We start from the raw sequence: 13163 nt of genomic DNA on the forward strand, positions 1-13163 counted from the left end.
CCAGTAATCAGGCAACCACCCGAACAATGATCGGCGGGGACGGCGTCCGACCATAATGTGCAAGAGAGCGTTCGAATGAACAAAGGCGATCGTGCCGGGTTGGCGGCGTTTTTCATCGGCTGTCTGTTTTTCGCCTTTTTGGGCGGCGCCTATATCGTGATCGCCGAAGTCTTTCCCTATAAGTTTTTCGACAACGCCTACCGCGCCGGCTGGGCGCTGGTTCAACAGAAACACATCATCGACAACCCTTTTACCCAGACCGATCAATGGCGCGAGGCGCGCAGCGACGCCCGCGGCGTGGACATTTACGACCCCTCTCGCGCCTACAACGGCTATACGCTCTACACCTCGGGCGGCCGCACCACGGCCTATTTGATCGACATGCACGGCAACACGGTGCACAAGTGGCACGTCAACTATTCCGATCTTTGGAAGACCGCGCCGGACGGCGGCACGCCGCAGCCCGATAAGCTGATGTATTTCCGCAAGGCGGTGATGTATCCCAACGGCGATCTGCTGGCGATTTTCATTACCGCCGGCGATACGCCGTGGGGTTACGGCTTGGTCAAGCTGGACGCCGACTCGAACGTGATTTGGAAATACCACGGCGCCACCCACCACGATATTTATCTCACCGACGACAATCGCGTATTCGTGCTGACGGACGCCTTCCGCAACGACGAGGTACCGGGTTTCCCCACCCTGGAAACGCCCTGGCTCAACGATTATGTGGTCGAACTCGACGGCGAAACCGGCCGCGTGCTCAAAAAGATTTCGCTGTTCGACGCCCTCTGGCAGTCGCGCTACAACGAATTGCTGGGCGCCGATCCGAGCTTTGCGATGGCCGATCCGCTGCACACCAACAGCATTCAGTATCTAGGCGACAAACTGGGCGCGGCCTTCGGCCCGGCTCGGGGCAACGGCGATCAGGTATTGCTGTCGATGCGCCACCCCGGCATCGCGTTGCTGCTCGATCTGAAAACCGGCAAGGTGACTTGGGCGCTCAGCGGCTCCTGGCTGGGCCAACATTCGATCCGGGCGCTGCCCAACGGCGATTTCACGGTCTTCGACAACTACGGCAACTTCGAACCGCATAACATGAGCCGGATCCTGGAAGTCGATCCGGCCAATGAGGCCATCGTATGGGAGTACGAAGGCAGCAAGGCGCACCCGTTTTCCAACCTGTTGCGCGGCGCGGTCGTCACGCTGCCCAACGGCGACCGCCTGGTTACGGAATCGGATGGCGGCCGGCTGTTCGAGGTCGCGCCAAACGGCGATATCGTCTGGGAGTTCTACAATCCCATCCGCGGCGGCGATCATGATCAATACATCCCGGTCGTCTCGTCGGGCCAACGCATCAAGCCAAAGCAATTGACGCCGGCATTCCGCCGGTCACTGAGCACTTCGTAGGAGTGATGTCATGTCCTATCGTTCTCCCGCCCCCCGCTATAGCACGCCGCTGAAGCTCGGCGTAACGATTGTGATTCTGCTGGCGCCGTTCGCGGCCGCCCAGGCTTATGTCGGCCCCGGCGCGGGCCTGAGCCTGCTCAGCGCGCTCTGGGGTCTGCTGTGCGCGATCGGCGCGGCGTTTCTGTTCGTGATCCTGTGGCCGCTTCGGCGGCTGCGCCGCAAGCGCCGCGAGGCGCGACAAGCCGACGCCGCGCAGCGCTCGGAGTCCGCGCCGGCACATCGCGAGTCGGATTCCGACACACCACACGACGGCCGCTAACGATGGCCGAGCGGCTATTGCGGCGGATTACCGGCGGAGCGCGTTGAATGGGTCTGTTGAATATCCTGTCGCCGGTGTTCGGCGCCGTTGACGGCGCCGTGGCGCCGGTACTGCCGGCCGCGGCGCGAATGGCGCTGTGGGCGGCGTTCCTCGCCGTGGGCACCATGCTGCTGTACAAGGTGCTATCGCCGCAGGAGCGGATCGGCAAAGCCAAGCGCGAAGCCCGCGAAGCACGCCGGAAACTCAACAGCTTCGACGGTGAATTCGCCGACGCGGGACCGCTGATCCGCGACCAGTTCGTCACCGCCTTCAAACATATCGGCCTGGTGGTGCCGGGCACGATCATCGCGATCCTGCCGCTACTGTGTTTTTTGGTCTGGGCCGACAATTATTTCGGCCACGAACTGCCGGCCGATGGCGTCACGCCCAAGGTTTCCACTGTGCCGGCGACCGCTAACGGCGTACGCGCACACTGGGACGCCAGCAGCCATCCGCCCGCCGTTTCCGTGCAGGGCGAAGGTGGCGAAACCCGCTCGTACCCCATGAATGCTCCGGTACCGGTGCTCACCAAATACAGCGCTTGGAACTGGCTGGTCGGCAACCCGCTCGGCTATCTACCGGACGACAGCCCCCTCCGAGCCGTGCGCATCGAACTGCCGGAGCGTGAATACATCCACTTCGGCCCGAACTGGATGCACGGCTGGCTGGCGGTGTTCATTCCGGTGATGTTTATCGTCTCCCTGCTGATGTTCAAATGGGCCAAGATCGAATGAGCGACGAAACTCCGGACGCCACGCCGCGCTCGACCCCGGCCGAAGCCGCGGTCGCGAGTTTCGCGGTTCCGACCTGGATGCATCGCGTCGCCGGCTGGCAGGAACGCCATCCGCGCGGTGCTATCCGGCTCGGCAACTTCGATACCAAGATAGCGGCGGACGCGATCGAGAACGTGACCATCGACGCGCCGATCTATATCGCCGGCTTGGCGCGCTCGGGCACCACCATTCTGCTCGAGCTGCTGGCCGAGCATCCCGAAGTCGCCACCCACAAGTACCGCGACTTTCCGCCGGTATTCACGCCCTGGCTGTGGGATCGCTGGCTGGCGCGCGTGCCCGAAAAAGATGAAACGGCCGCCGAGCGCGCCCACGGTGACGGTATCGCCGTGACCTCGCACAGCCCGGAAGCGTTCGAGGAAGTGCTGTGGATGGCGTTCTTCGAGCACAGTCACGACCCGGCGCACTCCAATGTGCTCACCCGCGAGACAACAAACCCCGAGTTCGAGGCCTTCTACGCCGAACACATCCGCAAGATACTGGCGATTCGCGGCGGCGCGCGCTACGCGGCCAAGGGCAACTACAACCTCATGCGCCTGGGCTATCTGCAGAAGCTGTTCGCCGACGCCCGCTTCGTGCTGCCGATCCGCGATCCGATCTGGCATATCGCCTCGCTGATGAAGCAGCAGGCGCTGTTCGAGGCCGGCGAGAAAGCCCACCCCCGGGCGAGCGATCACCTGCGCCGGGTCGGACATTTCGAGTTCGGTTTGCAGCGGCGCCCGATCAATACCGGCGACAGCGAGGCGGTGGCGCGTATCGAGAAGCTCTGGAACAACGGCCAGGAAGTCGAGGGCTGGGCGCGCTACTGGGCGCTGGTCTACGGCGCGCTCGCCGATCAGATCGATGCCGACGAAACACTCGAAAAGGCCACGCAGATCGTACGCTACGAACCGCTTTGTACCGATTCGCCGCGCGTGCTCGCCGACTTCTATCGCCACTGCGGCCTGACGGTCGACGCGGCCACGCTCGACGCCGCCGGCCGGCGCCTGCATCTGCCCGACTACTACAGGCCGGCGTTCGAAACGGACGAAATCGAAACGATCCGCCGGCTCGCGGGCCCAGTCGCCGAGCGCTTCGGCTACGATCCGGCTCGGCTCGGCGGGCACGATCCGGTGCGCATGTAGCGCCATCACGCGGCAATTGGCTCGTGACCGCGCCGACGCCGCCGCTCAATCCGGGGCCACCAAGTGGCGGCCCGCGGCAGTGGCCACCGCCTCGGTCAGCGGCCCCAGCACGGCGTCCAGGCGACGAACGTAATGCCAGGCCAGCGGCACATCGAACGGCGTGTCCGGGAGCAGTTCGACCAGCCGCCGCTCGGCCAGCGCCTGCGCGATCAACGGCGCCGGATTCAGCCCCCAGCCGATACCCGCCTCGGCCGCGTCAACGAAAGCGTTCGCCGAAGGCAGACAATGCCCGGACCCCGGCTCCACCGGCCCGACGTAGCGCCCGGCCCAGCGCGCCTGGAGCCGATCCGCCGCGTTGAACGACAGCGCCGGCGCGGCGGCGAGCGCCTGCGGCGTCACGCCGTCGGGAAAATAACGCGCGACGAATTGCGGCGATGCCGTGGCCCGATAACGCAGCCGCCCGAGCGACCGACGATCGCAACCGCCGACCGTTTCGCCGTCGACAGCCACCGCGGCCATCACTTCGCCGCGCCGCAGCCAGCCGATGCTGTGTTCCTCGTTGTCGACCACTACGTCGACCCGCATCGATTCCAGACCGGCCAGCGCGTCGACGAACCAAGTCGCGAGGCTGTCCGCGTTGACCGCGACCCGCACCACGGGCAGCGCGTCTTCGCTGTCGGCCACCCCGAGCGCGGCGAGCGTATCGTGTTCGGCCAGCGCCACCGCCTCCGCGTGGCGCGCCAGGCGATCGCCGGCCGGCGTGGCCCGACACGGCGCGCCGCGCGTCACCAGCACCAGCCCAAGACGATCCTCGAGCCGGGCGATACGTTGCGATATCGCCGACGGCGTGACGTGAAGCGTCCGCGCCGCGCGTTCGAACGAGCCGTGCTGGACAACGGCGGCCAGGGCAGCGAGCTGTGCGGAATCGAGCGTCATAAGTTTTTCTTAATAGAGACCAATTATTTTAGTTTTTCTGTTGAGGCGGTCCGAAGCAAACTGCGGGCGCTCATTCATCGTTGATCGCGCCATGCCTTTTTACGCCGGCTTCGCCCTCGGTCTTGGCCTGATCGTCGCCATCGGCGCCCAGAACGCCTTTGTGCTCCGCCAAGGTCTGGCGGACCGGTATGTGCTGGCGGTATGTCTGTGCTGTACCTTGTCGGATGTCGTGCTGATCGGCGCCGGCGTGGCGGGCGTCGGCGCGCTTGCCCGCGCGCACTCGGACTGGATCGCGGCTTTTCGTTATGCGGGCGCGGCGTTTCTCGTGGTGTATGCCGCGGCGAGCCTGCGGCGGGCGCTGGGCAGCGGGGCCGCGTTGGCAGCCGGTGCCGAACCCGCCGCATCGCTTTCGCGCACGCTCGCTATCTGTCTGGCACTGACATGGCTCAACCCCCATGTCTATCTGGATACATTGATTCTGCTCGGTACCGTGGCTGCGACCTACGGCGACGAGCGGATCGTTTTCGGCCTTGGCGCGATCTCTGCGTCTTTCGTCTTCTTCTTTACGCTGGGTTTTGGCGCGCGGCGGTTGCGCGGGCTGTTCGCGCGCCCGGCGACCTGGCGCATCGTGGACGCCGCCGTCGCCGTGCTGATGGCCGTGTTGGCGGCTCGGCTTATCGTCTGAAACCCGTCGCGCCCGGCCGGCCACACCCCTGTTCAGCCCCGCCCGGGCGGCTATACTGGCCGGATTTGATTTTGGACACGGGGATCCGAACGATGTCGACCCGCTCGGTAGACAGCCCCTATATGCGGTTTTCCCGGGAACAATGGGCCGCGCTGCGCGATACCACGCCCATGACGCTCACCCCGGACGAGATCCGCACGCTCAAGGGCATCAACGAAGCGTTGTCGCTGGAGGAAGTCGCCGAGATCTATCTGCCGCTGGCGCGTCTGCTTAATCTCTATGTCGATGCCAATCAGCATCGCAGTGCCACGCTCGACCGGTTTCTCGGCAACCACGATCGACGCCCGCCGTTCGTGATCGGTATCGCGGGCAGCGTGGCGGTCGGCAAGTCGACGACCGCTCGCGTGCTCCAGGCCCTGCTCAACCGCTGGCCGGAGCCGCGCGCCGTCGCCTTGGTAACCACCGACGGCTTTCTCTACCCGAACGCCACGCTGGAAGCGCGCGATCTCATGGGCAAGAAAGGCTTCCCGGTCTCGTTCGACATCAATCGGCTGATCGAATTCGCTGCCGATCTGAAAGCCGGCCGCCCGCAGCTCGAGGTGCCGCTGTATTCGCATCTGGTTTACGACGTGCTCCGGGAGCGGACGCAGATCGTCGATCAGCCCGATATTCTGGTACTCGAAGGGTTGAACGTGCTGCAGAGCGGGATGGATTATCCGCAGAACACGCACCATGTGTTCGTGTCGGATTTCATCGATTTCTCGATCTACGTCGATGCATCGGTCGAGCAGCTCAACCAGTGGTTCATCCGCCGTTTCATGATGCTGCGCGACAGCGTGTTCGCCGATCCGAACTCGTACTTCCACAAGTACGCGGACTTGAGCGACGAGGAAGCCGTCGCCACCGCCGATCGCATCTGGCGCGAGATCAACGAAGTCAACCTGCGCCAGAACATCCTGCCGACCCGCGAGCGCGCCAGCCTGATCCTGTCCAAGGGCCCGGAGCACGCGGTCGACAGCATCAGTCTGCGCAAATAGCCGCCTGCGCCGCGCCCCCTGAGCCCGTCAGGCGCTACCATGGGCCTACCATAGGTGATCATCGATTTTGCCCGGCGCGGCGTCGCCCGCGCCGCTCAACCCGAGCGTTGCCACATGAGCGACAACATCGAACGCGACGTCATGGCCTACGACGTGCTGATCGTGGGCGCCGGCCCGGCCGGCCTGGCTGCGGCCATGCGGATCAAGCGGCAAGCCCCGGAAACCGAAGTCTGCGTGCTGGAAAAAGCGGCTGAAGTCGGCGGGCACAGCCTGGCCGGCGCGGTCATCGAGACCGATCCGCTCGACCAGCTCGTGCCCGACTGGCGCGACGACCCGCCCGCGATCTGCGTCGACGCGGCGGCCGACGAATTCTGGATGCTGCATCGGCACGGCGGCAACAAACTGCCCACCCCGCCCCAGCAGAACAATCGCGGCAACGTGATCGTCTCGCTGGCGAACATGCTGGCCTGGCTGGCGCCGAAAGCGGAGGCACTCGGCGTGGAGATCTATCCCGGCTTTGCCGCCGCCGAGCCGCTGTTCGACGCCGACGGCGCGGTCAAGGGCGTGCGCACGCCGGATCTCGGGCTCGACCGCGCCGGCCGGCCCAAGGACAGCTATACCCCCGGTGTCGAAATCCACGCGCCGATCACGCTGTTCGCCGAAGGCTGCCGCGGACACTGCACCAAACAACTCATCGAGCGCTTCGAACTGGACGCAGAATCCGATCCGCAGACCTACGGCATCGGCTTGAAGGAGCTATGGAAAGTGCCGGAAGGCCAATGCCGGGCCGGGCTGATCCAGCACACCATCGGCTGGCCTCTGGACGACGCCACTTACGGCGGCGGGTTCATCTACCACCTGGACGACAACCGCATCGCCATCGGCTTCGTCGTCGGGCTGGACTACGCCGACCCGCGGTTGCGGCCGTTCGAGGTCTTTCAGCAATTCAAGCACCACCCGAAAATCAAGCCGATGCTCGAAGGCGGCGAGATCCTCTCCGCCGGCGCTCGCGCACTGGTCGAGGGCGGCTGGCAGTCGCTGCCCCGCATGGACATGCCGGGCGCGATGCTCGTCGGCGACAACGCCGGCACGCTCAACGTGCCCAAAATCAAGGGCATCCATACCGCCATGCGCGCGGGCATGCTCGCCGCCGATCACGCCGTCGCCACCCGGTCGCCCCAGGGCTTCGACCGGATGCTGCGCGCCTCAACCGTCGGAGCCGAACTCAAGAAGGTTCGTAACATCCGTCCGGGCTTTCGCAGAGGCAAATGGCTGGGGCTGGCGAATGCAGTCTGGGAAACCGCCACCCGGGGGCTCTCGCCCTGGACGCTGTCCAACCACACCGACTGGCGCGTGACCAAACGGCTCGAAGATCTGGACGGGCCCACGCCCGAGCAGGCGGAAGAATATCGTAAACGCGACCTGGCCCCGCGCGACCGGCTGGCCTCGGTCTACTACGCCCAGACCGAACACGACGAAAATCAGCCGGTACATCTGCAGGTGCTCGATACGAGCGTCTGCATCGAACGCTGCACCCACGAGTACGGCAATCCCTGCACCCGCTTCTGCCCGGCCAACGTCTACGAAATGATCGAGAACGAAGCCGGCGAGCAGGAATTGAAAATCAACGCCGCCAACTGCGTGCACTGCAAGACCTGCGACATCAAGGACCCCTACCAGATCATCAACTGGGTCGCGCCCGAGGGCGGCGCCGGGCCGAACTACTACGATCTCTGAAGTGATGACGCAAGGCCACAGCTATCGGTCGAGGCTGGTCTGTTTCAAGACGCCTTCGCCGTGGACCAAGAATATTGGACTGCCTATTGAAAGTGCCGGCCAAAAACGTGGCAGCCAGTTAAGCCTTTGATTTAATTGGTGGGCCGCCAGGGACTCGAACCCCGAACCAATTGATTAAGAGTCAACTGCTCTACCATTGAGCTAGCGGCCCGCCGGAAGACGGTGGGGTGGACGATGGGACTCGAACCCACGACGACCGGAATCACAATCCGGGGCTCTACCAACTGAGCTACGCCCACCATCGTCTAAGATTCGCAGGGCAAAGGAACTCTGCGAGCTGCGTATTCTAGCGGCGTAGCGCGTTTTGTACAACGCTCGCATTCGGACGTATGAAATAAGCCATCGGGCCGAACGACGAGCGCGACTCATCCAACTGTTCCGGTATGCATACCCACGGGTTGAGCACGCGGCCCTATCTTCCCAGCGCCCGGTCTACGCGCATATCGGAACCATACGCGACTAATCGGTATCACGTTAGCTGTCACGATATACCGAACGGTTACCCACCAAGCGATCTATTATTCCCGTCTTAGCTACTGAATATAAAGAGGAAAAATGGCGCGCCCGGCTGGATTACTCGCGGCGGAGCCGCTCACCCTTCGGGCCGATGCGGCGAAAGCCGCATCGTTCGTACGCGCAAAGCGCGTCCGTCGAACCACACTTGTTATCTGTCGCTGGTTCGAATTCTAATCAGATGAGCCATTGCCAGAGCCCGCCTGCGGCGAGCTCTGGCAATGGCGCGCCCGGCTGGATTCGAACCAGCGACCCACGGTTTAGAAGACCGTTGCTCTATCCCCTGAGCTACGGGCGCGGAACCTCTTCGAGGGCGCTTATTGTGCCAGGCGGCACAGATTGGCACTAGGAAGGCGAAACCATCTAACGTGTGCGGCGACGATGGGCGCGATCGACGCCCCGACAATTCGGAGTCATGGATGAGCAATTTTCGTCTGGGCGTGGACGTGGGCGGCACGTTCACCGATTTAGTGGCGATCGGCGGTGGGGCCGTGATCACCGCCAAGGTGCCGTCGACACCGGCCGACCAGTCGCAAGGCGTGGTCGATGCGATCGAGGCCAGCGGGCTGGCCGCCGACGGTATCGCCGCGCTCGCCCACGGCATGACCGTGGCCACCAATGCGCTGCTCGAGCGCGACGGCGCCAAAGTGGCGCTGATCACCACCGAGGGCTTTCGCGATCTCGTGGAGATCGGCCGTCAGAACCGGCCGGCGCTCTACGACCTGACGCAGCGCCCACCCGAGCCGCTGGTCTCGCGCGAACATCGCTTCACGGTACGCGAGCGCATGGGCCGCGATGGCGAAATCAAAGCGCTCGACATGGCCAGCGTGGACGCCGCGATCGAGGCGATTCGCGCGGCCGGCGATATCGAGGCCGTGGCGATCTGTCTGTTGTTTTCGTTCGAATATCCCGAGCACGAGATCGCGGTTGCCGAGCGCGTGGCGGCCGCCCTGCCCGATCTGCATATCTCGCGCTCGTCCGCGGTGCTGCCCGAATTCCGCGAATACGAACGTTTCGCCACCACATCCGCCAATGCCTATCTCTCCCCTAGGCTGGGGCGTTATCTCGACAGCTTGGCCGGGCATCTGGCATCCGCCGGCCTGCCGGAGCCGACCGTGATGCAATCCTCCGGCGGGGTGATCGATATCGCGAGCGCGGCCGCCAATGCCGCGCAATGCGTGCTTTCCGGGCCGGCCGGCGGCGTGGTCGGCGCGGCCTGGCTGGGCGCGCTGTCGGGCGTGGCGGACATCCTAACCTTCGACATGGGCGGCACCAGCACCGATGTGGCTCCGATCGCGAACGGCCAGGCGTCGACCACCACCGACAGCGTGGTCGCCGGCGTGCCGATCAAGCTGCCGATGATCAACGTGCATACGGTCAGCGCGGGCGGCGGCTCGATCGCCTGGGCCGACGCCGGCGGCGCCCTACGCGTCGGCCCGGCCTCGGCCGGCGCCGAGCCGGGCCCGGCCGCGTACGGCCTCGGCGGCGAGGATGCGACCGTCACCGACGCCAACGTGTTCATGGGCCATATCGCCGATCAAACCGAACTCGGCGGCCGGGTCGTCATCGCGCGCGAACTGGCGGGCCAAGCGCTCGAACGACTCGGCGACACGCTGTCGCTGGATGTCGAGGCGACCGCGCGCGGCATCATCGATGTCGCCAACACCGAAATGGCCAACGCCCTGCGCGTGATCAGCGTGGCCCGCGGCGTGGATCCGCGGGACAACGCCCTCATGGCCTACGGCGGCGCCGGCCCGTTACACGCCTGCGCGCTGGCCGAGCAGCTCGGCATGACCAAGATCCTGGTGCCGCGCGCCTCGGGTGTATTGAGCGCGCTGGGGCTCGCCGTTTCCGACCTGCGCCGCGACTTCACGCGGCCCGTGCTCACACGCCTGGACAGCGCCGAGCGCGACGCCATCGACGCGCTCTATGACGAAATGATCACCGAGGTGCGCGCCGATCTGAACTCGCCGGAGATTGAGCGAACGGCCGATCTGCGTTATCGCGGCCAGTCCTTTGAATTGGGCGTGGTTGTGGATGGCTGGGCAGACGATTGGGACGAACTTGCCGAGCGTTTCCACACGGCCCACGAAACTCGTTATGGCTACGCCATGCGTGAGGACCCGATCGAACTGGTCAATCTGCGCATCACCGCGCGCGTGATTGTCGACAAACCGGAACTGACCGAAGACGCGCCGGAAGCCGCGCCCGAACCGGTCACGAGAGCCGTACTCGTCGACGACGAATGGCGCGATATCCCGGTCTACGACCGGGCCCGGCTCGGCCGCGGCAGCCGTATCGACGGCCCGGCGATTGTCGAGTTCGCGGAGACCACCTGCGTGGTGCGGCCCGGCTGGCACGGGGCGATCGATGCCGTCGGCACGCTGATTCTGGAGGCCATATGATGAGCGACTCGCCGCAGACCCTGGATGCGATCACCCTGTCGATTATGGCCCGCGCACTGGCCGGCATCGCCGAGGAAATGGGTGCGGTGCTGATCCGCGGCGCCTATTCCTCGAACATCAAGGAGCGCCGCGACTGCTCGGCCGCGCTCACCGATGCCGCCGGCCGCATGATCTGCCAGGCCGAGCATATCCCGGTACATCTCGGCGCGATGCAGGATTCGGTGGCCGCCGTGATCGAACGCGGGCCCGTGCCCGGCGACGTGTTCATGCTCAACGACCCGTTCGCCGGCGGCAATCATCTGCCGGATATCACGCTGGTCTCGCCGATCACGCTGGCCGACGACGACGCCCACGATAAAGAAATCGTCGCCTACGCCGTCACCCGCGCCCACCATTCGGATATCGGCGGCATGCGCCCCGGCTCGATGCCGGCCGACTCGCGCGAGATCTATCAGGAAGGCCTGGTCATTCCGCCGGTACGGCTGGTCGCGGCCGGCCGGGACAACGACGAAATCCTATCGATCCTACTCGCCAATGTGCGCACACCGGATGTGCGCCGCGGCGATCTGCGAGCCCAGCTCGCCGCCAATCGCCGGGCGTCCTTACGTCTCGCCGAACTGGCCGAGCAGCGCGGGCGCGACACGCTACTCGCCGCCTTTACCGGCGTGCTCACTTACACCGAGCGTTGGACGCGGCGCGTGATCGCCGACCTGCCCGACGGCGTCTATCGCGCCGAATCCGAGATCGAAGGCGACGGCGTGACCACCGACGACATCCCGATCTCGGTCGCCGTAACCGTCGACGGCGACCAACTGCACGTCGATTTCACCGGCACCGCGGACGCGGTGGCCGGCAACGTGAACTGCCCGCTCACGGTCACCCGCGCGGCCTGCTATTTTGCCCTGCGCACCCTGCTGCCGGCGGACGTGCCAGGCAACGCCGGCGCATACGCCCCGATTTCTCTGCACGCGCGGCAGGGCTCGTTCGTCAATGCCCAGCGGCCGTCGGCGGTGGTCGCCGGCAACGTCGAGACCAGCCAGCGCCTGACCGATACCGTACTGCTCGCCCTCGGCCAAGCGACCGAGGTCGTCGCCGGCGGCCAGGGCACGATGAACAATCTCATCATCGGCGGCGCCGACTGGAGTTATTACGAGACGCTCGGCGGCGGTCAGGGCGCGTCCCGCGTCGGGCCCGGTACCTCCGGCCGCCATGTCGGCATGACCAACACCCTCAACACGCCGATCGAGGCGTTTGAGCTCGAATACCCGATGCGCGTCGTGCGCTACGAACTGGCCTATGAAACCGGCGGCGACGGCCAGCACCGCGGCGGCGACGGTTTTTATCGCGACATCGAGGTGCTCGCCCCGGCCACGCTCTCGCTGATCAGCGATCGCCGCCGCCACGGCCCGCGCGGCCGCAACGGCGGCGATGACGGCACGCCCGGCGAAAATCGTCTAAACGACGAGATCCTGCCGGCCAAGGCCAGCCGGGAACTCGAGCCGGGCGATATCGTATCGGTGCGCACCCCGGGCGGCGGCGGCTGGGGCCGACGCGAAACGTAGCGCCCGAAGGCTAACCCGACCGACACGGATTGCCGCTACTTGCCGAGGTGGTGCTGCTTCACCCAGTCCCGGGCGATTATCTCCGGGTCGTCGTGCTTCACGCTCACCCGCTGGTTCATGCGCTGCAGATCCTCGGTCGTCAACTGCGCCGAGATGTCATTGAGCGCCTTGCGAATTGTCGGCGTCAGCACCGCCTTGCGCACCACCGGCAGAATGTTCTGGGCCGGCACCAGGTTCTTGTTGTCCTTGAGCAGCACCCAGCCGCGCTCGGGAATCACGCCCTGGGTGGTGAACATGCGCGCGACATCGATCGCCCCGCTTTGCAGCGCGCTCTGAGTCAGCGGGCCGCCGGCATCCAGCGCTCGGAAGTTCTTGAACTCGATGCCGTACACCTGCTTCAGGCCCTTCAATCCCACGTAGCGCGTCTTGACCTCCGGCGGGCCACCCAGCGTGAGCTTGCCGGCAACCGGCTTGAGGTCGGCGATCGTCTTGAGGTGATATTTCTTGGCGGTGGCCGGGGTGACCACGAGGCCGTCCTTGTCCTG

Annotated in this window: 11 protein-coding genes and 3 tRNA genes; 9 read left to right on the plus strand and 5 right to left on the minus strand. The window is 65.3% G+C overall.

What is annotated here, in order from left to right; translation table 11 throughout:
- Nucleotides 1–75 precede the first annotated feature (75 nt).
- Genes VFJ08_RS08120 through VFJ08_RS08135 form a run of 4 tightly spaced genes read left to right on the plus strand, consistent with a single transcriptional unit; the run spans nucleotide 76 to nucleotide 3683 of the window.
- Nucleotides 76–1410, plus strand: a complete 1335-nt coding sequence (locus VFJ08_RS08120; RefSeq protein WP_324996693.1) for an arylsulfotransferase family protein — start codon at nucleotides 76–78, stop codon at nucleotides 1408–1410.
- Between the two features lie 10 nt (nucleotides 1411–1420).
- The gene (locus tag VFJ08_RS08125; RefSeq protein WP_324996694.1) at nucleotides 1421–1729 is read left to right on the plus strand and encodes a hypothetical protein; all 309 of its coding nucleotides are present in this window, start codon (nucleotides 1421–1423) and stop codon (nucleotides 1727–1729) included.
- A gap of 47 nt (nucleotides 1730–1776) precedes the next feature.
- Nucleotides 1777–2502 carry a hypothetical protein gene (locus VFJ08_RS08130; RefSeq protein WP_324996695.1) on the plus strand — a complete coding sequence of 242 codons (726 nt, stop codon included), beginning with the start codon at nucleotides 1777–1779 and terminating at the stop codon, nucleotides 2500–2502.
- A complete protein-coding gene (locus VFJ08_RS08135) occupies nucleotides 2499–3683 on the plus strand; it encodes a sulfotransferase (protein WP_324996696.1) in 1185 nt (394 codons plus the stop codon). The genes VFJ08_RS08130 and VFJ08_RS08135 overlap by 4 nt, the downstream gene beginning before the upstream one ends.
- A gap of 45 nt (nucleotides 3684–3728) precedes the next feature.
- Here the strand turns inward: VFJ08_RS08135 and VFJ08_RS08140 are convergent, their stop codons facing one another.
- On the minus strand, nucleotides 3729–4619 hold the full coding sequence (locus tag VFJ08_RS08140; RefSeq protein WP_324996697.1) for an ArgP/LysG family DNA-binding transcriptional regulator: 891 nt from the start codon (nucleotides 4617–4619) through the stop codon (nucleotides 3729–3731).
- 91 nt (nucleotides 4620–4710) lie between these two features.
- Here VFJ08_RS08140 and VFJ08_RS08145 point away from each other — a divergent pair, with 91 nt between their 5' ends.
- From VFJ08_RS08145 to VFJ08_RS08155, 3 genes are all read left to right on the plus strand, one after another.
- Nucleotides 4711–5304: a LysE/ArgO family amino acid transporter gene (locus tag VFJ08_RS08145; protein ID WP_324996698.1), complete on the plus strand. Its 594-nt coding sequence runs from the start codon at nucleotides 4711–4713 to the stop codon at nucleotides 5302–5304.
- A 92-nt stretch (nucleotides 5305–5396) separates the two neighbouring features.
- Complete coding sequence (coaA, locus tag VFJ08_RS08150; RefSeq protein ID WP_324996699.1) at nucleotides 5397–6341, plus strand: type I pantothenate kinase; 945 nt, start codon at nucleotides 5397–5399, stop codon at nucleotides 6339–6341.
- A gap of 114 nt (nucleotides 6342–6455) precedes the next feature.
- Entirely contained in the window at nucleotides 6456–8078 is a 1623-nt protein-coding gene (locus tag VFJ08_RS08155; RefSeq protein ID WP_324996700.1) for an electron transfer flavoprotein-ubiquinone oxidoreductase, read from the plus strand.
- Nucleotides 8079–8214: 136 nt separating this feature from the next.
- Here VFJ08_RS08155 and VFJ08_RS08160 read toward each other — a convergent pair.
- The 3 genes from VFJ08_RS08160 to VFJ08_RS08170 all read right to left on the minus strand — a co-directional run bounded on the left by VFJ08_RS08160 (nucleotide 8215) and on the right by VFJ08_RS08170 (nucleotide 8949).
- A tRNA-Lys gene (locus tag VFJ08_RS08160) sits at nucleotides 8215–8289 on the minus strand.
- A 12-nt stretch (nucleotides 8290–8301) separates the two neighbouring features.
- Nucleotides 8302–8377 (minus strand) — tRNA-His (locus tag VFJ08_RS08165).
- Nucleotides 8378–8873: 496 nt separating this feature from the next.
- Nucleotides 8874–8949, minus strand: a tRNA-Arg gene (locus VFJ08_RS08170).
- A 121-nt stretch (nucleotides 8950–9070) separates the two neighbouring features.
- Here VFJ08_RS08170 and VFJ08_RS08175 point away from each other — a divergent pair.
- Both VFJ08_RS08175 and VFJ08_RS08180 read left to right on the plus strand, forming a co-directional pair.
- On the plus strand, nucleotides 9071–11056 hold the full coding sequence (locus VFJ08_RS08175) for a hydantoinase/oxoprolinase family protein (protein ID WP_324996701.1): 1986 nt from the start codon (nucleotides 9071–9073) through the stop codon (nucleotides 11054–11056).
- Nucleotides 11056–12618, plus strand: a complete 1563-nt coding sequence (locus VFJ08_RS08180) for a hydantoinase B/oxoprolinase family protein (protein ID WP_324996702.1) — start codon at nucleotides 11056–11058, stop codon at nucleotides 12616–12618. Before VFJ08_RS08175 ends, VFJ08_RS08180 begins: the two co-directional genes overlap by 1 nt.
- 35 nt (nucleotides 12619–12653) lie before the next feature.
- Here VFJ08_RS08180 and VFJ08_RS08185 read toward each other — a convergent pair.
- Nucleotides 12654–13163 (minus strand): ABC transporter substrate-binding protein (locus VFJ08_RS08185; protein ID WP_324996703.1); only part of this gene is annotated, 510 nt, incomplete at its 5' end.

The organism is Salinisphaera sp. (assembly GCF_035690525.1).
Taxonomy (GTDB): domain Bacteria; phylum Pseudomonadota; class Gammaproteobacteria; order Nevskiales; family Salinisphaeraceae; genus Salinisphaera.